The sequence below is a fragment of the Actinacidiphila sp. bgisy145 genome (assembly GCF_057708125.1).
The window spans coordinates 36,752-57,489 of sequence record NZ_JBYIRL010000002.1 but is presented as its reverse complement, the minus strand read 5'-3'; the positions used below and the strand labels follow the sequence as shown (position 1 = coordinate 57,489).

Below are 20,738 nucleotides of genomic sequence, written 5' to 3'. Positions count from 1 at the left end.
AGGCCGGAAAACAAAATGCGCCCGAGGGTCACATCCCGTCAGGCGCACACAGAGTTCATGGGTACCACAACCGCAACAATCCGACGGTAGCACAGGTCTACGGCAGGGCGAAACAGCGCAGCCAGAGGTACCCCGCGCTCACCGCCAGCGTGGCGGCCGCGACGACCAGGCCGTGGCGGGTGAACTGCCAGAAGGTGATCGGCCGGCCGGCGCGCTCGGCGATGCCGAGCACCACCACGTTCGCGGACGCGCCGATCGCGGTGGCGTTGCCGCCGAGGTCCGCGCCGATCGCCAGCGCCCACCACATCGGGTGGTGCCGGTCCCCGCCCAGGTGCTGGACCAGGTCGGCGGTGACCGGCGCCATGGTCGCCACGTACGGGATGTTGTCCACGACGCCGGAGAGCACCCCGGAGCCGCCGAGCAGCAGCATCGAGCCGCCGAGCTCCCGGTCGCCGACCGCGTGCGCCAGGGTGTTGGAGACGTGCCCGATCACCCCGGTCTCCACCAGCCCGCCGATCATCACGAACAGCCCGGCGAAGAACGCGAGGGTCGGCCACTCGACCTCGGCCAGTACGTCCTGGGTGCGGACGGAGGCCACCGCCGTCAGCAGCCCCGCGCCCAGCAGGGCGACGACGCTGGGCTCGTAGCCGAGGACCGGTTGCAGCACGAAGGCGGCGACGACCGCGGCCAGCACCGCCAGGCCCTGCACGAGGGTGCGCCGGTCGCGGATCGAGGCGCGCGGGTCGAGCGCCATCACCTCGGCGGCGCGCTCCGCGTCGTAGCCGAAGGAGGTGCGGAACATCACCCGGGCCAGGCCGATCAGCACCAGTACGAGCAGCGCGGCGAGCGGGGCGAGGGTGAGGAGGAAGTCGTCGAAGGTCAGCCCGGCGCGGCTGCCGATGAGGATGTTGGGCGGGTCGCCGACGAGGGTGGCGATGCCGCCGATGTTCGAGGCGAGCACCTCGGTGATCAGGTACGGCGCCGACGGCAGGGCGAGGCGTTCGCAGACCAGCAGGGTGACGGGCGCGACCAGCAGCACCGTGGTCACGTTGTCCAGCAGCGCGGAGACGGTCGCGGTGATCACGGTGAGGGTCACCAGCACCCGGAACGGCCGGGCCCGGGCCTGCTGCACCGACCGGACCGCCAGGTACTCGAAGAGGCCGGTCGGCTTGAGGACGCCGACGATCACCATCATGCCCAGCAGCAGGAAGATGACGTTCCAGTCGATGCCGGAGCGCTCGGAGTAGAAGGCGGAACCGCCGTCGGTGGCGCCGATCAGCAGCATCGCCGCGGCGCCGCCGAGTGCGGCGGCGACCCGGTGTATTCGCTCGGTGACGATCAGGGCGTACGTCCCGACGAAGACCGCGACGGCGGCCCACGCCTGCCAGTCGGCGGTTCCGGCGGCTGTTCCCGAGGCCGTCGACAGCACCGGCACCAGCTCCTGTCAGCGAAGAGAGTTCTCCTGTCCTCGCCGACCAGACTTCCCGGCACACCAGCGGCCAACATACACGACGGGGTCCGTCCCCCGACAGGCTCCGCCCGCCGGGGGACACCCCCGCGAGCTGACGAGGTGTCAGCTCAGGTCACTTCTTGAAGGCGTAGTCCATGAGCTTCTTGGCGTCGGAGGTGCGCGCGTTCACCGAGGTGGAGGCGAGCACCGTGCCGATCACGGTCTTCTTGCCGCGGGTGGCGGCGAAGACCAGGCAGTAGCCGGCCTCGGGGCCCGAGCCGGTCTTCACGCCGATGGTGCCGGAGTAGGTGCCCAGCAGGGTGTTGGTGTTCGTCCACGACATGTAGCGGTAGCCGCCGGACTTGGTGGTGACCTTCTGCTTGGTCGACTTGGTCTTCACGACCGCGCGGAAGGTGCTGTTCTTCATCGCGTTGCTCGCGAGCTTGGTGAGGTCGCGCGGCGTCGAGTAGTTGCTGCCGTTGCCTATGCCGTCGAACGAGTCGAAGTGCGTGTTCTTCAGGCCGAGCGACTTGGCGGTGGAGTTCATCTTGCCGATGAAGGACTTGACGCGGGCGGCGCGGGTGGAGCCGGTGCCGAACTTGTCGGCGAGCGCGTAGGCGGCGTCGCAGCCGGACGGCAGCATCAGGCCGTAGAGCAGCTGCCGGACGGTGAGCTTGTCGCCGACGATCAGGTGCGCGGACGACGCGCCCTTGGCGACGATGTAGTCGCTGTACGCCTTCTGCACCGTCACCTTGGCGTCCAGGTTCAGGTTCTTGGTGGCCAGGACCACCCGGGCGGTCATGATCTTGGTGGTCGAGCCGGTGGAGCGGCGGGTGTCGGCGGCCTTGGTGTAGAGCGTGGCGCCGGTGCCGTTGTTCATGACGTAGCCGCCCTTGGCGGCGATCGACGGCGCCTTGAGGGTGGTGGCCGCGGCGGTCTTGGCAGCCGTGGCTCTGGCGGCGGTGACTCTGGCGGCCGTGGCCGGGGCGGACCGCGCGGAGGCGGGTGCCGCGTGCGGGGCCGCCGCCTGCGCCGCCGGGGCGGCGAGCGCGCCCGCCGCGACGAGGGCGGCGGCCGTGACCACCGCCGCCGAGGCCCGGCGGATGCTGCTGGTGTCGGTACTCACAACTGCTCCATAGGTCAGTGGGGCGGCATGCGGAAGTGCCGCTCACCGGAGAGACGTTGGGCACGGCCCAACGGTGCACCCGTGCCGCAATTATTTTCTGACGATCCGTCTTACCGATCCGCGAGCGCCGAACCAGCCGCCGGAGCAGCCGCCGCAGCAGGGGGCGGAGCAGAGGGGCGGACGGCGGGAAGGGGCGGAACCGGCGCCGGCGGGTTGCCGGGTGAAAGACGATCAGCGCGGAAGGAACTTCCGGGGCTGTCGGGCCGGTTCCGCCCCGCCCTCATGCTGATGCACTTGAGTCGCTGTTGCAAGGAGTTCGCAATAAAGGTCTAGGGTGGGTCGCGGCCGTCAGTTCCCACCCGCTGAAAGGGGCCGTGCCTGATGGGCACCTACGCGCTTCCCGACCTGCCGTACGACTACTCCGCGCTCGCGCCGGCGATCACCGGCGAGATCCTCGAGCTGCACCACGCCAAGCACCACGCCGCCTACGTCAAGGGCGCCAACGACACGCTGGAGCAGATCGCCGAGGCCCGCGACAAGGACGCGATCACCCCGACCGGCCTGGTCGGGCTGGAGAAGACCTTCGCGTTCAACCTCTCCGGCCACGTCCTGCACTCGATCTTCTGGCAGAACCTCTCCCCGGACGGCGGCGACCGCCCCGACGGCGCGCTGGCCACCGCGATCGACGAACACCTCGGCGGCTTCGAGGCGTTCAGGAAGCAGCTGACCACCGCCACCGCGTCGGTGCAGGGCTCGGGCTGGGGCGTGCTCGCCTGGGAGCCGGTCGGCAAGCGCCTGATCGTCGAGCAGGTCTACGACCACCACGGCAACGTCGGCCAGGGCACCACCCCGCTGCTGGTCTTCGACGCCTGGGAGCACGCGTACTACCTCCAGTACAGGAACGTGCGGCCCGACTACGTCACCAAGCTGTGGGACCTCGTCAACTGGACGGACGTCTCGCGCCGGTACGCCGCCGTGTCGGCCGCCGCTTCCGCGTGACCGCCCGGGCCGGGCGGAGGGCTCCGCCCGGCCCGGTCCGCACGTCCGGTCCGCCGGCCCCGTTCGCCCTGGTCGGCCACCCTTCTGCGGCCTCGCGCGCCCGGGGCGAGAATGGAGGGCGAGGCAGATCCGCCATGCCGAGCGAGGTGGTCGTGTGGACCAGGCAGCCATCAGCGTCTCCGGCCTCAGCAAGCGGTTCGGCGCCGTGACGGCGCTGGACTCGGTCGACTTCGACGTCCGGCCCGGCACCGTCTTCGGCCTGCTGGGCCCCAACGGCGCGGGCAAGAGCACCGCGATCCGCATCCTGACCACGATCCTGCGCCCCACCGGCGGCAGCGCCCGGGTGCTGGGCCACGACGTCGTCCGCGAGGCCGGCACCGTACGGAACCTGATCGGCCTGGCCGGGCAGTACGCGGCAGTGGACAAGAACCTCACCGGCCGGGAGAACCTGCGGCTGATCGGCCGCCTCACCCACGTACGGCGCTCCCGGACCCGGCAGCGCGCGGCCGAACTGCTGGAGCGGTTCGACCTGACGGCGGCCGCGGACCGGCCCGCGCGCACGTACTCCGGCGGGATGCGCCGCCGGCTGGACGTCGCCGCCGCGCTGGTCCCCGACCCGCCGGTGCTCTTCCTCGACGAGCCGACCACCGGGCTCGACCCGCAGAGCCGAATCGCGCTGTGGGAGATGATCCGCCGGCTCGTGGCCGACGGCACCACGGTGCTGCTCACCACGCAGTACCTGGAGGAGGCCGACCAGCTCGCCGACCGGGTCGTGGTCATCGACCACGGCCGGGCCATCGCCGACGGGACCCCCGCGCTGCTCAAGGCGGAGCTGGGCAACACCGTCATCGAACTCGACATGGGCGGCCCCGGCCGGGCGGAGCGGGCGGCCGGCGCGCTCAGGGGGCGGCTGCCCGAGCCGCCCGGCACCGAGGGCGACCGGCTGCGGCTGGTCTCGCACGACGGCTCGCGGCCGCTGCTCGGGGTGCTGCGCGCGCTGGACGAGCAGGGCCTGGTGCCCGAGGGCGTGGCGGTGCGCGAGTCCAGCCTCGACGACGTGTTCCTCCAGCTGACCGGGCACCGCAGCGGCCCGGCCGGCGAAGGCGGGCCCGGGGACGGGTCCGAGCGCGGGTCCGGTCGCGGGTCCGCGGGCGGCGCGTCCGGGGGCGGCGAGGCGTCCCGGGAGGCGTCGTGACCGGGGGCGTGCTGGCACCGGCGGCACCGGCCCGGCCGCTGTCCCGGCTGCTGCGGACCGCCGGGGACGGCGCGGCCGTCGCCTGGCGGAACCTGATCGGGCTGCGCCGGGTGCCGCGGCTGCTGGTCTTCTCCACCATTCAGCCGCTGGTCTTCGTCCTGATGTTCCGCTACGTCTTCGGCGGGGTCGTCGCGCCCGCGCTGCACGGGGTGTCGTACGTCGACTTCCTGATCCCCGGGATCTTCGTGCAGACCGCCGTCTTCGGCGCGATGAACACCGCGATCGGGCTGGCCACCGACATGCAGACCGGGCTGATGGAGCGGTTCAGGTCGCTGCCGATGGCCCGGTCGGCGGTGCTGGTCGGGCGGACCATGGCGGACCTGGTGCGGAACGTCTTCGTGGTGGCGCTGATGACGGCGGTGGGCTTCGCCATCGGGTTCCGCATCCACGCCGGGGTGCCCGCCCTGCTCTGCGGCATCCTGCTGGTCCTCGCGTTCGGCTTCGCGATGTCCTGGATCTTCGCGGTGGTCGGCATGGCCGTCGGCGACCCGGAGACCGCCCAGGCCGCGGCCTTCCCGGTGCTGGCGCCGCTGGTCTTCGCCTCCGCGGCGTTCGTGCCCGTCAACACGATGCCCGGCTGGCTCCAGGCGTTCGCGCAGCACCAGCCGGTCTCACGGACCGCCGAGGCGGTACGGGCCCTGGTGCTCGGCGGGCCGACCGCCACGGACGTGTGGCAGGCCCTGGCGTGGGACGCGGGCATCGTCGCGGTGTTCGCCCCGCTGGGCGTGTGGCTCTACCGCAGGGCGGTGTGACGGGGCGGGGGTGGGTGCGGCCGGGCTCGGGCGGCTTGACATGATGCCGGAATGAGCCGTGACCGCCGTACCGCACTTCGCTCCTCCCGGATTCCGCGCGCCGCCCGGGCGGTCGCGGGCGCGGCGGCCCTGGTCGCGCTCGCCACCGGCTGCACCCACTCCGGCTCCGCGCACGCGGCGCCCTCGCAGTCCCCGACGGCGGCGGACACGCCCGGGCGGGCGGTCGTGCACGAGGACGGCGTCGACCTCACGATCAGCGACGCCGTCGCGCACCTCGACAGCGCGGGCAACGGCACCCTGACGATGGCGGTCCGCAACGACAGCGGGGTACCCGAGCACCTCGACATGGTGGGCGCCCCGGACGCGGGCCGCGGTGCCATCGCCGGCCGCACCACCGGGAAGACCGGGGACCCCGGTTCGCTGATGGACGCGGGGATCTACCTGCCGGACGGCACCACGGTGACGTTCGGCGGCGCAGGCCCGACCGTCACCTTCACCGGGGTGCACGGGGTGACCGCGCAGCACACGCTGCCGTTGATGCTCCAGTTCGGAGTGGCCCGGCTGGTCCACCTGTCCGCGCGCGTGGTGACGACGGGCTGACAGCGGCGGGCGGCAGCCGTACGCCCGCTTGTACGCGTACGCCCGTACGTCCGTACTCCTCACGCACCCCGCGACTGCGCGGCACTGCGCGGTTTTGCTGCCCGGCTGCGCTGCCCGGCCTTCCTACCCGACCGCCGCGTCGTCGGAGGGGTCCGGGGCCTCGAAGAGGCGCTTGCGTTCCAGGACGACGACCGGGCAGTTCAGCGCCGTGGCGATCTTCTGGAGGTTGACCGGGGTGGCGCTGCGCCAGCCCGACTCGATCTCGCCCATCAACTGCTCGGAGATACCGACGAGGTCGGCGAGCGCGCGTTTGGTGAGGCCGGACTTCTCCCGCGCCCAGGTGACCGCCTCGGGCTCCTGGTAGAGCCGCCTCGGGCGGGAACGGCGGCGGGAAGTCATGGGGGACAAAGTAGCGCGTAGTAGGGCGGCCGATCAAGCAACTACGCGCGCACTGCGCGGCAAAAGCGCGCAGTAAGGCACTGACCCGCAGGTCGGGGACGGTTGCATGGCTCGCACGATGCGTGGAATTGGACTCGGAGCGCGTAGTAGTGCGAAGCTCGCGGTATGACTGAGGGCCTGCGGCCGCCCCCCGAGGGGCTGTTGCTCATCGCGGCGCGGGAGCGGCAGGACGAATCCGGGCACAGCGTCGCGCACAAGACCGCACTCAGCGCGGCGATCCTCAAAAAGCTCGGCTACCCCCCGAGCAAGCTTGGGCCGCTGAGCGAGACGTACTGGCGCAGCGTCGTCGGCGGGTTCGCATGGGTGGGCAAGAAGAAGGTCAAGGCCACGCCCTACGCCCGCGCAGTCGCCCGGTACGCCTACGCCCTCGGCGTGACCGCCGAGGAGCTGACGGCCGCGGGCCGCGCCGACGCCGCGGATCTCCTCCGGCTGATCCAGACCGAGGTCGCCAGGGAGGAGAAGGAGCGGCGCGACCTCGACGCCGCCCGCCGCGCCTCCGGCAACCCGGCCCGCGTGGAGGAACGTTGGCTCCTGCTGGAGCCGCTGCTGCGCCAGGCCCCGGTCGGCCTCGACGCCTACGAGCGCGACGACTTGCGCGACCGCGTCGACGGCCTCCTCACCAAGAGCGCGCAGTGGCAGGCGTCGCAGGACTCCGACCAGGACCCCGACTCCGCCGTACCGCCCGCCAGGTCCGCGAAACCGGCGAAGTCGGCCAAGTCGGCGAAGTCGGCGAAGCCCGCCAGGTCCAAGGCGGCGAAGACCGTCAAGAAGGAGAGCCGGAGCCCGCGCAACCGCTAGGGCCTGTCGTTTGGATCTCCGTGGGAGAAGGAGCGGGGTCCGGTGCGTGCAACTGCAAGGCGGAGGAGGGAGTCGACGCTGGGGGTCCCTCCCACGCCGCAGGCTGTGGGGGAGTCGGTGACCGACGAGAACGCAGCAGATGTGCGTGCCGGGCGACGCGACGCCGCGGAGATCCGAACGACAGGCCCTAGGCCGGGTCTGACCGCATCCCGCCTGGCCGGCGGGGGCTGGCCCGCACGCTCTCCCCTGCCTCCGGCGGGAGACGCCCCCAGCGTTGTCGGTCGTCGGCGCGGCCCGCTGCCTTCTGTCCCCAGAGCCTCGCCCGGGAGGGCCCCACCCTCCGCCTTGCGATCGGGCCGGCTCCCACGCCGCAGGCCACGGGGGGAGCACCACACCCCGTCGGCCTCCGCCCTTGGGCGGGGCGACGCCATCTGCCGGACACGGCCCAGCCGCGCCCCACTGCGCACCCGGCCGTCGGCACTGCGCGGGCGCTCGAACTGCGAAGTCGCGGCTGGCGTGGGACCGTGAGAAGGGCTTTGGCCTGTTTTGCCACGGGCCGTGCGCGAAAGGCGGAGTGCCATGACCCATCTCTCCGGCGGCGATGCGGAAGGCCACACGGAACGCCCTGCGGAAGGCGGCGCGCCCGGCGGGATGCCAGGAGGCATGCTGCCGGGCGGCGGGGCGCTGGCGGCGCTCGCCCGGGCCGCCTGGCAGGTGCTGCTCTTCGCGGGGATCGCGGCGATCGTGCTGGGCGTCATCGTCCTGGCCTGGCCCGGCGAGACGCTCCTGGTCGTGGGCGTCCTGTTCGGCATCTACCTGGTGGCCAGCGGTGTGCTCCAGCTCGCCGGCGCCTTCGGGCCGCACGTGCCCGGCGCGATGCGGGCCCTGCACTTCGTCACGGGCGCGCTGTGCGTGCTGCTCGGGCTGATCTGCTTCCGCGGCGCCGCCGAGTCCCTGCTGCTGCTCGCCCTGTGGATCGGCTTCGGCTGGCTGCTGCGCGGGATCATGATGCTCTCGGTCGCGATCTCCACGGAGGGCCTGCCGGCCCGGGGGTGGCAGATCTTCTTCGGCGCGATCACCCTCATCGCGGGCATCGTCCTGATCGTCTCCCCGTTCGGCTCGCTCGCCGCGCTCACGGTCGTCTCCGGTATCTGGCTGCTGGTGCTCGGCATCTCCGAGGTGGTGCACGCGCTGAGCCTCCGCTCCGTCTCGTCCCGGTGACGGCCGTCACCGTCCTGTCACAGGCCGTGGGCGCGGGAAACCCGAGGCCGTGGATCATGCTCTTCCCCGGTGTCAGTCGACACAAATGACCGGAATATCACCAGGGGAAGCCATGAACCGCCGTCTCGCGTCCGCCGCCGTCGTCCTCGGCTCGGCCGCCGCGCTGCTCAGCACCGCGGGGGCGTCGTACGCCGCCACGGGCGCGCCCGCCGCGCAGCCCGCCGCCGCCTCCGTCACCTGGCAGCCGTGCTCGGAGCCGTCCGGCTACGACCACTTCTTCGAGCTGCGCTCCGCCACCGTCCACCACGGCAAGGTGACCGTGCGGGTCACCCCGGAGACGTGCCGGGTGAACAAGCACGACGACGAGGACGTCGACTACACCGCGACCGGCGCCGCGCGCACCCTCGTGGTGCCCGCGTCCGCGTCGGTGAAAGTCCTCAAGGACACCACCTCGCCGCACAAGGTCACCCCGCGCTGGCTGGTGACCCACGACCTGGACCACGCCCACTTCTCCTACCGCCTCGACGCTCGGCACCAGGTCGGCGCGATGGAGCAGATCTACCACCCGTGAGGGACCGCTGACGCGGGGCCGGGGGGGGTGGCAGGATCTGTCGCCATGGACTTCTCCGAAGTGGTTCGACGGCGGCGGATGATCCGGCACTACTCCGACCGCCCGCTGGCTCCCGACGTGGTCGAGCGGGTGCTCGCGTCCGCGCTGCGCGCCCCGTCGGCCGGGTTCTCCCAGGGCTGGGCGTTCCTCGCCCTGACCGACCCGGCCGACCGGGCCCGCTTCTGGCCGTTCGTGCCGACCCGGGTGGAGCAGACCCCGACCATGCAGGACGCCCCGCTGGTCGTGGTGCCGCTCGCGCACAAGGCGGCCTACCTGGCGCGGTACGCCGAGCCGGACAAGGGCTGGGAGGACCGGGCGGAGGCGCGCTGGCCCGCCCCGTACTGGTACATCGACACCGGCATGGCCGCACTGCTGATGCTGCTGACCGCGGTCGACGAGGGCCTGGGCGCCTGCTTCTTCGGCATCATGCCCGAGCATCTCCAGCCGTTCCGCGAGGAGTTCGGGGTGCCCGAGGAGTACGCCCCGATCGGCGGGATCACGGTCGGCTACCGGGCGGACGACGTGCCCGCGCAGAACCCGCGCACCGCGCAGCGCCGCCGGGACCCGGCCGAGGTGATCCACCGCGGCAGCTGGGGCCGCCACGCCTGAGGCCGGACCCGGCCCCGAGCCCCGCCCGGAGCGGGGGCTACCAGCGGTTCAGTGCGGCCCGGGCGACGGCGACCGGATCGCCGCCCAGCACCTGCGCGGCGAGCGCCTGGCGCAGCAGCGCCGCGGCGAGGGCGAACGCCTCCGTACCGGACCCGAGCGGGTCGAAGGCGGCGCGGTCCACCCGCAACAGCCCTGGCGGAAGGGGGCGTTCGCCGGGCGGGGCGACGAGCGCGCCGAGGACGGCCGGCACGAAGTCGGAGGGCAGGCCCGCCGCGAGCGGGCCGCCCAGCTCGCTGCGGCAGCCGCAGGCCGCGTCCAGTTCCAGCGGTGTGCCGTGCCGCACCTCGACCACGGCGGAGCCCCCGGCGGCGCCCGGCGCGAAGGAGGCGCCGAGCAGCGCGCGCATCGTGGCCCCGCCGTACGCGCGGCGCAGCTCCACCACGGTGCGGGCGGGCCGGCCGCGCCGCCCGTCGCCGGGTCCGGGCCGCTCGCGCCGCGCGGTGTGCGCCGCGGGGTACGCCGCCGAGGGCTCGTCGGGGCGGATCGCGGCGCGCCGCCCGCCCAGTCTGCTGACGATCATCGCGGTGCCATCCCCCAGGCGCGCCGCCAGGCGTTGTTGAAGAGCCCGGGGTGGTTGTCGATCACCTCGGGGCTGTAGTTCCGGGCGGCCGGGTGGGTGCGCAGCGCCTGCTCGTAGGCGTCCTGCGGGCTCGCGCCGCCGTCCATCAGCCGGGACTCGGTGAGTTGGTGGCGCAGGAAGTTGACCTCGGCCTCGCCCAGCGCGCGGCCGGCGGCCAGGGCGGTGCGGACGGCGGTGACCATGGCGTCGTTGGGGGCGAAGCGGCCGAGTTCGGGGCGGGCCAGGTGGGCGACGACGCGGGCGAGGTGCGCGGAGGTGAACTCCCCTGCGGCGGGCAGAGATTCGGCCCAGGTGGGCGCCGGCGCGCGGAGGGTGGGGGAGGGCGGCGGCGGCCCGGCCGCAGGAGTGGGTGCCGGCCGCTTCGGGTCCGGCGGACGGTTCCGCCCGGGAGTGGCGGGCCGGGACGCCGCCTGAGCGGCCTGAGCCGTCTGGGCTGTCCGAGCCGTCTGGCCTGCCCGGCCGGCCCGCGCCGCTCGCCGCGCCCGTCCGCCGCGCACCGTACGGGCCGCCGCTGTGCGCAGTGCCCCGCCGCGCCCGGCGGACGGCCCGGCCGCGGCCGCCCGGCGCCGCCGCCAGTACCCGAATACCACGACCAGCAGCACCAGTTCGGGCAGCGCCCGGATCAGCGGCCGCACCCACCCCGTGCCGCTGCCGCTCTGTGTGGTGGTGCCCGCCGCGAGCTGCCGGGGGGTGGCCGCGCCGAGCCACACCGTCCGCGAACCGGCGTCCGCCGCGGGCCTGTCGAGCGACTTCCCTATGCTGGCGGGCAGTTGGGCGTAGTCCGACCGGAAGCCGGCGCCGCCGACTTGCTGGAAGGGCACCTTCGTCAGGTCGACCCCGCCGTAGACGTAGGTGCGGGTGTAGACGGTGTCGCCCTCGGTGGTCTTGTGCGTGACGTGGAACTCGCCCTTGGTGTACGAGTCCACGTAGTCGTGGAAGGTGTCGGTGGGCTTCCAGCCGGTCGCCGTGGTCCAGGGGGAGATGTCGCCCCGGTCCACCAGGCTGCCGTAGGAGGTTTCGCGCTCGCTGCTCAGCTCGCGGTACCACTCGGCGGCGACCCGGGCGAGGTAGACGCGGCGCAGGTCGGCGTAGGCCGGTGCGGTGTTGATCTCCTTCTTCAGCTTCGGCAGGACCAGGCTGTGGAAGAGCTGCTCGTTGTGGGTCTGCGTGGCCTTGTCCTGCTTGGGGCAGGACGCGGCGGCGGAGGTGCCGCGCAGTTTGAGGTACTGCGTCTCCATCTCGACGTTCAGCGGGGCGTCGAGGATGTAGAGCTTGTCGCCGTCCTGGTGCACCTTGGCGGTGCCGGGCACGATCCAGGTCCGGTACGACATGCAGTCGCCCGCCATCCCGTCCCAGAACTGCTTGCCCAGCGCGGTGTCGGGGTGGATCAGGGCGCCGATGCTCTTCTTCATCCGCAGGTCGGCCTGGAGCATGATCCGCCCGGCGTCGGTGCGGCCCAGCTTGGCGTCCACGATCCGGTCCGGCTCGGTGGGGTTGAGGTTCACCCAGAACGCGGACGGGTCCAGCTCCAGCCAGACGAAGAACGCGTCGGAGCTCTCGGTCGCCGCCGCGGCGCCCGTGGACTGGCGGTTGTCGCCGCCCAGCGGGTCCAGGCCGGCGCTGAAGGAGTACTGCAACCCGCTGCCGTCGCCGGGGTCTGCGAGGTAGCTCAGCCGCAGCGTGGAGAAGTCGATGCCGCCGTCGGCCTGGCCGGGCGAGGTGAGGGTCGAACCCAGGCCCGTGGCGTCGGACCCGGTGTCGGACCCGGCGGCGGACCCGGACCCCGCGGACGGGTCGCCGTCCTCGTCGCCGCAGGGCCCGGCCGCGCGGACGGTGTACGCGGCGGGCACGGCGGCGGTGCCGGCAGGGGACCTGGCAGCGGACCCGGCAGCGGACCCGGCGCTCCCCGCCGCCTTGCCCCCGGCTCCCGCACAGGGCGAGGACGGCGTGGTGAACGGCTCGGGCGCCGGCTCGGCCTCCTTCTCCATCGCCTTCCGCGCGCCCTCGATGTCGAGTTCCAGGTCCTGCTTGGCGCGGCCGTTGCGCTCGCTGCGGTACATCTCGTACTGGTCGCGGACCCGCTTCTCGGCCCGGTCCTGCGCCTTGGGCCCCTTGGCGGCGGCCGCCTTGCGGGCCGCGTCGATCTCCTTGTTCATCTGCGCGGTCTCCGCGACGCTCAGGTCGTAGGCCCGGCCGTACACCAGCGGCGTCTGCGGGTGGTAGAGCGGGGAGCACGTGGGGCACTGGCGGCGCTCGGAACCGCCCAGCGCGATGGCCTGCCAGGGGATGCCGAGCTTGGCGAGCTGCCGTTGGAGCACCACCTCGGAGTGCGGTCCCTTCGGGCTGTTGAGCGCGGACAGCGCCATGAGGTGCCCGCTGCCCGCCTGCGCCAACTGGGCTACCAGGGCCGGGTCCAGGTACTTCTTCAGCGGCTCGACCTCCGCGACCGACGCCTGCCAGGCGTTCTTGCTGGTGACGCTGAAGGTGGCGGTCTCCATCGCGAGCTTCTGGATCTGCTCGGCGGTCAGCATCAGGGGGTTGAGGAAGACGACGGCGCCGTTGCGCAGCGGGTCGAACGCCTTGTTCTTGTCGCCCTGGGGGAGTTCGTCGTAGAGCTTGAGGCGCAGTTCCATCACCGGCCGCAGCGGCGCGCTGAGCAGCGGGTTGTCCTCCGCCTTGGACAGGTCGGTGCCGTCCGCCGCGCCCGGCGGTCTCGTGCCGCCGGCCGGCTGCCCGCCGTCGGCCACGCCGCGCGGCGCCACGGCGACCGTCGCCGACAGGAGCAGCAGCAGGACGGTGAGGGCGCGCAGCACCGAAGGAACGACCGGGCGCGCCGACTTGGGCCGGTGCCTGTGTACGCGTGACCGAAGCATGTCCACCACGACGTCGTATCCCCCGTGTCGTCGGCCGGTACCGCCCGGCCCAGCGTCCCACCGGTGCCGAACGCCCGGCAAGGCGGCGGGCGGCACCGGAGTCGGCGGCGGGCCCGTATTGAAGCTTTCAACCGGCCCTGGCGGCAGGCAGATCGGGGTGGGGCGTCGCGTCGCCGCAGATCAATTCCTGGTTGAACTGTTGATTGAACGAGGCACCGGGGCTAGCGTGCGCCGGTGATTTGAATCGTCTCAGTCCGGAGTCGTGGGCAGCGGGGCCGTACGAGCGGGCGCCGCGGCACTGCCACGCGCCCGCAACGGGAAGAGGGGTCATGATCCATCGGTCGACAGGCAGGGGAACGCTGGCGGCACTGTCCGCGGGCATCACGCTGCTCGGCATGCTGACGGCGAACTCGGCGGCTGGGCAGCCCACTTCGGGCACCGCACAGACCGCGCACACCGCGGACAGCCCATGGACCGACGCCGGCTACCAGCCCCGTCCGGGGGACTGGCAGCCCTACGTCCTCGCGCCGCGCGGCCACAGCGTCGACCCGGTCGCGGTGACCTCGGTCGCCGCCCGCGGCGGCTCGGTCCAGGGCGACCCGAAGGCGCTGCTCGGCGGGGCCAAGTCGCCGCTGCGGCTGACCAGTCCGGGGGACCGTACCCGATCCCCGCTGGTGACCCTGGACTTCGGCAAGGACGTCGGCGGCAAGATCCGGATACGGGTGGCCGGCGCGTCCAGCACCCCGCCCCGACTGCACGTCTGCTTCAGCGAGTCGCAGCAGTACGCGGCCTCCGCCACGCAGAGCAACAGCGGCGAGGACGCCGTCGCCCCCGGCTGCGACACGGCCAACATCTGGAACGGCTACCCCGGCCAGCCCTACACCTACGACGCCGACAGCCACACCTTCACCCTCGACCCGGCGAAGCTCCCGGCGACCCTCACCGACAGCCAGCTGCGCGGCGGCTTCCGCTACGCCACCGTCTTCCTCGACGGCCCCGGCTGGGTCGACCTCGGCGCGGTCTCCCTGGACTTCTCGGCCGTGCCCGCGCAGGCGGACCCGGCCGACTACCAGGGCTGGTTCCTGTCCAGCGACAACGAACTGAACAAGGTCTGGTACAGCGGCGCGTACACCGTCCAGCTCGACACCTGGATGTCCGACACCGCCAAGAGCTGGCCCTACCAGACCGGCGAGGCCGACCACTCCGACACGCAGGTGCCCGGCGCCGACCCGGACCAGGAGGTCATCTTCGACGGCGCCAAGCGCGACCGGGTGGTCTGGCAGGGCGACCTCGCCATCCAGGCGCCGGTCACGTACCTGAGCACCGACGACGTGCCCGCCGTCGACAACTCCCTGTCCTCGCTCGCCTCCCAGCAGCTCTCCGACGGCTACGTCCCCGCCGAGAGCCTGGTCGGCCCGCACAACCAGGACGAGATCCGCACCTACGGCGAGTACGTCACCTGGTTCGTGTACAACCACTACGAGCACTGGCTCTACACCGGCGACCGGGCCTATCTGGCGCGGTGGTGGCCGCAGTTGACCAAGGCGATGGCCTGGCTGGAGTCGGTGCGGCAGCAGGACGGCAGCGGGCTGATCTCGTTCGCCGCCGCCAACTCCTGCGGCCACTACGGCTACAGCGACTGCGGCCACGAGACGTACGTCAACGCGCTGTACAAGCGGAACCTCGACGAGATGGCCGAACTCGCCGGCGCCCGGGGCGACACCGGCGGCGCCCGGACGTACGCCGCCCGCGCCACCGAGGTGAAGGACGCGATCAACTCCCGCCTGTGGGACGCCTCGACGGGCGCCTACCGGCTGTCCACCGAGATCCCGACCGCCTACCCGCAGGACGCCAACGCCGCCGCCGTGCTCACCGGCGTCGCCGACGACACCCGCTCCGCGCAGGCGCTGGCCTACCTGCGCGCCGCCAACTGGAGCACCTACGGCTCCCTGACCGTCTCCCCCAGCACTCCGAACCCCTCCATCCAGCCCTTCTACGAGCCGCTGCCCAGCGGGTTCGAGGTCAGCGCCCGGCTCGCCGCGGCCGACCCGACCGGCACCGAGCAGCAGCAGGCGCTCCAGCTGATCCGCACCTTCTGGGGCCACCAGCTCGCCGAGGACCCCGGCAGCACCCTGTGGGAGAAGGCGAACCCCGACGGCGACCCGGGCATCGCGCAGTTCACCAGCCTCGCCCACGGCTGGGCCGCCGGGCCGACGATCTCACTGACCACCCAGGTGCTCGGCGTCCGGCCGACCGCCGCGGGCTTCGCCGGCTACACGATCGCGCCGGCCCCCGGCGGCCTGACCTGGGCGCAGGGCAGCGTCCCCACCCCGCACGGCGCGATCACCGCGTCCTGGCGCTCCACCGCCGGCGGCTTCACCCTCACCGCGACCGCCCCGCGCGGCACCCGCGGCGTACTGGCGGTACCCACCGGCGGTCACCGGGTCAGCGTCGCGCTCGACGGCCGTACGGTCTGGAACGGCACCCGCGCGGTGGGCGGCGCCCAGGTCACCGCCGACGCCACCGGCGTCCGCGTCTCGGGGGTCGGCCCGGGGCACCACACCCTGACCTCGCACCTGCTGTGACGCCGCAGGGCAGGTGACACCCGGCCCGGACCAGCCGCCTCTTTGCCGGCCGGCCGCTTCTGCGCGGTCGGCCGGCCCGCGCCGGTCAGGCGTCAGGCGCAGTCGGGGCAGAGCCCGCGGTAGGTGACCTCGGCGGCGGAGACGGTGAAGCCGAAGCGCTCCTGCTCGGGCAGGGCGGCGAGCGGGTCGCCGGTGGGGTGCACGTCACGGACCGTGCCGCAGCGGGCACAGACCAGGTGCTGGTGCGGGCGGTGGGCGTTCGGGTCGTACCGCTTGGCGCGGCCGTCCGTGGTGACTTCCACCACTTCGCCGAGGGAGACCAGCTCGCCGAGGGTGTTGTAGACGGTCGCCCGGGAGATCTCGGGCAGCCGCTCGATGGCGCGCGCGTGCACCTCGTCGGCCGTGAGGTGCACGTGCTCGCCGTCGAGTACCTGGGCCACGACGCGCCGCTGCGAGGTCATCCGCCAGCCGCGGCCCCGCAGCCGTTCCACCAGGTCGCTCATGTCGGTTCACCTCTTCGGGTTCGCGGGCTGCCCGCAATTTACCAGGGCGGGTCCGAAACTTGACCGGATATGCGCTTGGCCGGCTTCTTGACTTGGACAGCGTCCATCGTAGGATCGGTTCCGGCGACAGCCAAGGGCCGGGGAGAGCCTCGTGCGGCGGAAGAGGCCGGCGTGGCGGGGAACAGGCGCGCGACACCCGGACGTCGGACCCGGCACGGCACTTCCCACCACCCTGCTGCCGCCGGTAGCCGTCCGCAGTGCCCGAGCACCGTGATCCGCCTGGTCCGGAAGGATTTCCATGTCTGACAACCCCAACAACGACGCGATCGTCGTGGACGCGAAGACGGAGGGTACGGGCGGCTGCCCGGTCGCCCACGAGCGCGCCCCGCACCCGACCCAGGGCGGCGGGAACCGCGGCTGGTGGCCGGACCGGCTGAACCTGAAGATCCTCGCCAAGAACCCCGCGGTGGCCAACCCGCTCGGCGAGGACTTCGACTACGCGGCGGCGTTCAACACCCTCGACCTCGCGGCGGTCAAGCAGGACATCGCCGAGGTCCTCACCACCTCGCAGGACTGGTGGCCGGCCGACTTCGGCAACTACGGCCCGCTCATGATCCGGATGGCCTGGCACAGCGCGGGCACCTACCGGATCAGCGACGGCCGCGGCGGCGCCGGCGCCGGTCAGCAGCGCTTCGCCCCGCTGAACAGCTGGCCGGACAACGGCAACCTGGACAAGGCCCGCCGCCTGCTGTGGCCGGTGAAGAAGAAGTACGGCCAGAGCCTGTCCTGGGCCGACCTGCTGATCCTCACCGGCAACGTCGCCCTGGAGTCCATGGGCTTCACGACCTTCGGGTTCGCCGGCGGCCGCGAGGACGTGTGGGAGCCGGAGGAGGACGTCTACTGGGGCCCGGAGACCACCTGGCTCGACGACCAGCGCTACACCGGCGACCGCGAGCTGGAAAGCCCGCTCGGCGCGGTCCAGATGGGCCTGATCTACGTCAACCCCGAGGGCCCCAACGGCAACCCGGACCCGATCGCCGCGGCCCGCGACATCCGTGAGACGTTCCGCCGGATGGCGATGAACGACGAGGAGACCGTCGCCCTGATCGCCGGCGGCCACACCTTCGGCAAGACCCACGGCGCCGGCCCGGCCGACGCCGTCGGCGACGACCCCGAGGGCGCGCCGATCGAGGCGCAGGGCCTGGGCTGGAAGAACAGCTACGCCACCGGCAAGGGCGCGGACGCGATCACCTCCGGCCTCGAGGTGACCTGGACCGACACCCCCACCAAGTGGGACAACAGCTTCTTCGACATCCTCTTCGGCTACGAGTGGGAGCTCGACAAGAGCCCGGCCGGCGCCAACCAGTGGAAGCCGAAGGACGGCGCCGGTCAGGGCACCGTGCCGCACGCCCACGACGCCACCAAGAAGATCGCGCCCGGCATGCTCACCACCGACCTGGCGCTGCGCTTCGACCCGATCTACGAGCCGATCTCCCGCCGCTTCCACGAGAACCCGGCCGAGTTCGCCGACGCGTTCGCCCGCGCCTGGTACAAGCTCACCCACCGCGACCTGGGCCCGAAGTCCCTGCTGCTCGGCCCCGAGGTGCCCGCGGAGACCCTGCTGTGGCAGGACCCGCTGCCCGAGGCGGAGGGCGAGGCGATCGACGCCGCCGACGTCACCGCGCTCAAGGCGAAGATCCTCGCCACCGGCCTGACCGTCTCCCAGCTGGTCTCCGCCGCCTGGGCGTCGGCCTCGACCTACCGCGGCAGCGACAAGCGCGGCGGCGCCAACGGCGCCCGGGTCCGCCTGGAGCCGCAGCGCGGCTGGGAGGTCAACAACCCCGACCAGCTCGCGGCCGTGCTGACCGCGCTCGAGGGCGTGCAGCAGGAGTTCAACGCCGCCGGCGCCAAGAAGGTGTCGCTGGCCGACCTGATCGTGCTCGGCGGCGCCGCGGCGATCGAGAAGGCCGCCAAGGACGGCGGGCAGGACATCGAGGTGCCGTTCACCGCCGGCCGCGTCGACGCGACCGACGAGCACACCGACGCCGAGTCGTTCGCCGCGCTGGAGCCGGGCGCCGACGGCTTCCGCAACTACGTCGGCAAGGGCAACCGGCTCGGTGCGGAGTACCTGCTGATCGACCGGGCCAACCTGCTCACCCTCAGCGCCCCCGAGACCACCGTGCTCGTCGGCGGCCTGCGGGTGCTGGGCGCCAACTACGACGGCTCGAAGCTCGGTGTGTTCACCGACGCCCCGGGCACCCTGACGAACGACTTCTTCGTCAACCTGCTCGACCTGGGCGTCACATGGACGCCGACGTCCGAGGACTCCACCACCTTCGAGGCCCGCGACGACGCCACCGGCGAGGTCAAGTGGACGGGTACCCGCGCCGACCTCGTCTTCGGCTCGAACTCCGAGCTGCGGGCGCTGGCCGAGGTGTACGCGAGCGACGACGCCAAGGGGAAGTTCGTCGCGGACTTCGTCGCGGCGTGGACCAAGGTGATGGACCTCGACCGGTTCGACCTGCGCTGAGGCTCCGCCCGGCTGAGCACTCGCGCAGCTGAGCACCCGCACCACTGAACACCTGCACCACTGAACACCTGCACCACTGAACACGCGGACCGCGTCCGGGCCACGGCCCCGGCGCGGTCCGCGCGTTTCCGCCCCCGCGCGCCCTGCTGCCCCGCGCGCCCCGCCGTACGCGCCCTGGTTGTCGCCATATAGGACGAATGGGGCGTGGCTTCGCGGGAATCGGGGGCCGCGGTCTGCATGATGGCGGGGCGGCTGACTGTCGCCGGCCGCGGGCCGCGAGCGAAGTGGGTGGAGCATGCCGGAGCAGGGACTCTCCTCGTACGGGTCGTACGGTTCGGCCCGCGGGGTCAACCGCCGGGCGCTGCTCCAGGCGGCCGGGCTGGGCGCCGGGGTCCTCGCGGCGGGCGGGATGGCGGCACCCCGGGCGGAGGCGGCCGGCCCGGCGGAAGGCGGCTCGGCGCCGGCCCCGTTGGACGCGGCGAGCGCGGAGCTGCCGCTGACCGGCGGCCCGGACTTCCCGATCGGCCTGTTCTGGCCGCCGCACCCGTACGAGACGACGCTCGCCCGCTACCAGGAGATGGCCGACGCCGGCTTCACCTTCCTGATCACCGGCAACTACCAGTTCGACGCGCGCAGCGCGGCGTACGCGCTCGGCCTTGCCGACCAGGTCGGGCTGAAGGTGCTGGTCGCGGGCGACCCGCGGATCGAGGCGCTCGCCCAGTACCTGACCGTCACCGACGACCGCACGGTGCCGTCGTCGATCACCACCGCCGACGCCGCCTCCTGGGTGCGTACCGCGCTGGGCAGTTACACCAGCCACCCCGCGCTCGCGGGCGTCAGCGTCTACGACGAGCCCTCGCGGGTCCGCTTCCCCAACGTCGGCGCGCTCACCGCCGTCGTACGCTCCGCCGCGCCCGGCCTGCTGCCGTACGCCAACATCAACCGCGGCAACGGCGCGTCGTACGCGGACTTCGTGCAGACCTACGTCGACACGGTGAAGCCCGCGCTGATCTCCTTCGACCGCTACCCGATCCTCACCGGCGGCATCGACACCGACTACTTCGACACGTGGGCGATCGTGCGGGCCGCGTCCCTGACGTCGGGCCTGCCCGCGTGGACGTACATCCAGTCCACCGGCTACAACAACCACCGGGTGCCCACCGCCTCGCAGTTGGCCTGGCAGGTCAACATCAGCCTCGCGTACGGCTGCAAGGGCATCCAGTACTTCACGTACTGGACCCCCGACCCGGCCCGCGGTGAGGGCTACACCCAGGCGCTGATCACCACCGACGGCAAGCGCACCCCGCTCTACGACGCCGCCACCGCCCTCAACACCGGCTGGCTGCGGCCGGTCGGGCGCGAACTCAAGCCGCTGGTCTCGCAGTCGGTGCAGCACGCGGGCGAGACGCCGCTGCCGCCCGGCACCACCGCCTTCACGCCGGACGACGTCGTCGCCGCGGTCACCGGGGACGCCGCCGTACTCGGCATCTTCGCGCCCGCCCCCGGCACCGCCGACGACGGCACCCGCCACCTCCTCGTCGTCAACCGCGACCCCGATGCCCCCGCGTCGCTCCAGGTACGGCTGGCCCCGGGCCGTACCGCCGCGGTCTTCGCGCCCGCCACCGGCACGTACGCCGAGCCGGGCGCCGCCGCCGTGCTCTCCCTCCAACTGCCCCCGGGAGCAGCCGCGTTGTACCGCATCGAGAGCAACTGAGCCTGTTCGTCGGC

At 72.8% G+C, this 20,738-nt stretch carries 17 protein-coding genes; 11 read left to right on the top strand and 6 right to left on the bottom strand.

What is annotated here, in order from left to right:
* Window positions 1–97: 97 nt before the first annotated feature.
* The gene (locus tag AC3ERT_RS02010) at window positions 98–1,429 is read right to left on the bottom strand and encodes an ArsB/NhaD family transporter (protein ID WP_335971401.1); all 1,332 of its coding nucleotides are present in this window, start codon (window positions 1,427–1,429) and stop codon (window positions 98–100) included.
* 154 nt (window positions 1,430–1,583) lie between these two features.
* The gene (locus tag AC3ERT_RS02005; RefSeq protein WP_335971399.1) at window positions 1,584–2,576 is read right to left on the bottom strand and encodes a D-alanyl-D-alanine carboxypeptidase family protein; all 993 of its coding nucleotides are present in this window, start codon (window positions 2,574–2,576) and stop codon (window positions 1,584–1,586) included.
* A 381-nt stretch (window positions 2,577–2,957) separates the two neighbouring features.
* On the opposite strand from AC3ERT_RS02005, the gene AC3ERT_RS02000 reads away from it, so the two are divergent.
* The 4 genes from AC3ERT_RS02000 (at window position 2,958) to AC3ERT_RS01985 (ending at window position 6,182) form a co-directional block, all read left to right on the top strand.
* Window positions 2,958–3,575 carry a superoxide dismutase gene (locus tag AC3ERT_RS02000; protein WP_335971398.1) on the top strand — a complete coding sequence of 206 codons (618 nt, stop codon included), beginning with the start codon at window positions 2,958–2,960 and terminating at the stop codon, window positions 3,573–3,575.
* A 154-nt stretch (window positions 3,576–3,729) separates the two neighbouring features.
* Window positions 3,730–4,770 (top strand): ATP-binding cassette domain-containing protein, encoded by a 1,041-nt coding sequence (locus AC3ERT_RS01995; RefSeq protein WP_435172376.1) that lies wholly within the window; start codon window positions 3,730–3,732, stop codon window positions 4,768–4,770.
* Window positions 4,767–5,582 (top strand): ABC transporter permease, encoded by an 816-nt coding sequence (locus AC3ERT_RS01990; protein WP_335971395.1) that lies wholly within the window; start codon window positions 4,767–4,769, stop codon window positions 5,580–5,582. Before AC3ERT_RS01995 ends, AC3ERT_RS01990 begins: the two co-directional genes overlap by 4 nt.
* Window positions 5,583–5,633: 51 nt before the next feature.
* Complete coding sequence (locus AC3ERT_RS01985) at window positions 5,634–6,182, top strand: hypothetical protein (RefSeq protein ID WP_435172375.1); 549 nt, start codon at window positions 5,634–5,636, stop codon at window positions 6,180–6,182.
* Window positions 6,183–6,305: 123 nt separating this feature from the next.
* On the opposite strand, the gene AC3ERT_RS01980 is transcribed toward AC3ERT_RS01985, so the two are convergent.
* Window positions 6,306–6,581, bottom strand: coding sequence for a helix-turn-helix domain-containing protein (locus tag AC3ERT_RS01980; protein WP_435172374.1), 276 nt, complete (start codon window positions 6,579–6,581; stop codon window positions 6,306–6,308).
* A 165-nt stretch (window positions 6,582–6,746) separates the two neighbouring features.
* On the opposite strand from AC3ERT_RS01980, the gene AC3ERT_RS01975 reads away from it, so the two are divergent.
* From AC3ERT_RS01975 to AC3ERT_RS01960, 4 genes are all read left to right on the top strand, one after another.
* Window positions 6,747–7,439 (top strand): hypothetical protein, encoded by a 693-nt coding sequence (locus AC3ERT_RS01975; RefSeq protein ID WP_435172373.1) that lies wholly within the window; start codon window positions 6,747–6,749, stop codon window positions 7,437–7,439.
* A 579-nt stretch (window positions 7,440–8,018) separates the two neighbouring features.
* Window positions 8,019–8,660 carry an HdeD family acid-resistance protein gene (locus tag AC3ERT_RS01970; RefSeq protein WP_435172372.1) on the top strand — a complete coding sequence of 214 codons (642 nt, stop codon included), beginning with the start codon at window positions 8,019–8,021 and terminating at the stop codon, window positions 8,658–8,660.
* Window positions 8,661–8,772: 112 nt separating this feature from the next.
* The gene (locus tag AC3ERT_RS01965) at window positions 8,773–9,231 is read left to right on the top strand and encodes a hypothetical protein (RefSeq protein WP_435172371.1); all 459 of its coding nucleotides are present in this window, start codon (window positions 8,773–8,775) and stop codon (window positions 9,229–9,231) included.
* Window positions 9,232–9,276: 45 nt separating this feature from the next.
* Window positions 9,277–9,879 (top strand): nitroreductase family protein, encoded by a 603-nt coding sequence (locus tag AC3ERT_RS01960; protein WP_335971384.1) that lies wholly within the window; start codon window positions 9,277–9,279, stop codon window positions 9,877–9,879.
* Between the two features lie 37 nt (window positions 9,880–9,916).
* On the opposite strand, the gene AC3ERT_RS01955 is transcribed toward AC3ERT_RS01960, so the two are convergent.
* Together AC3ERT_RS01955 and AC3ERT_RS01950 are read right to left on the bottom strand one after the other, a co-directional pair.
* The gene (locus AC3ERT_RS01955; RefSeq protein ID WP_435172370.1) at window positions 9,917–10,459 is read right to left on the bottom strand and encodes a hypothetical protein; all 543 of its coding nucleotides are present in this window, start codon (window positions 10,457–10,459) and stop codon (window positions 9,917–9,919) included.
* On the bottom strand, window positions 10,456–13,332 hold the full coding sequence (locus AC3ERT_RS01950; protein WP_435172369.1) for a hypothetical protein: 2,877 nt from the start codon (window positions 13,330–13,332) through the stop codon (window positions 10,456–10,458). Before AC3ERT_RS01950 ends, AC3ERT_RS01955 begins: the two co-directional genes overlap by 4 nt.
* Window positions 13,333–13,721: 389 nt before the next feature.
* Here AC3ERT_RS01950 and AC3ERT_RS01945 point away from each other — a divergent pair, with 389 nt between their 5' ends.
* Window positions 13,722–15,977, top strand: a complete 2,256-nt coding sequence (locus AC3ERT_RS01945; RefSeq protein ID WP_435172368.1) for an alpha-L-rhamnosidase-related protein — start codon at window positions 13,722–13,724, stop codon at window positions 15,975–15,977.
* 92 nt (window positions 15,978–16,069) lie between these two features.
* Here AC3ERT_RS01945 and AC3ERT_RS01940 read toward each other — a convergent pair whose 3' ends face one another.
* Complete coding sequence (locus AC3ERT_RS01940) at window positions 16,070–16,480, bottom strand: Fur family transcriptional regulator (RefSeq protein ID WP_335971376.1); 411 nt, start codon at window positions 16,478–16,480, stop codon at window positions 16,070–16,072.
* A gap of 298 nt (window positions 16,481–16,778) precedes the next feature.
* On the opposite strand from AC3ERT_RS01940, the gene katG reads away from it, so the two are divergent.
* Window positions 16,779–19,010, top strand: coding sequence for a catalase/peroxidase HPI (gene katG, locus AC3ERT_RS01935; RefSeq protein ID WP_335971375.1), 2,232 nt, complete (start codon window positions 16,779–16,781; stop codon window positions 19,008–19,010).
* A gap of 295 nt (window positions 19,011–19,305) precedes the next feature.
* Window positions 19,306–20,724: a hypothetical protein gene (locus AC3ERT_RS01930; RefSeq protein WP_435172367.1), complete on the top strand. Its 1,419-nt coding sequence runs from the start codon at window positions 19,306–19,308 to the stop codon at window positions 20,722–20,724.
* The last annotated feature ends 14 nt before the right edge of the window (window positions 20,725–20,738 follow it).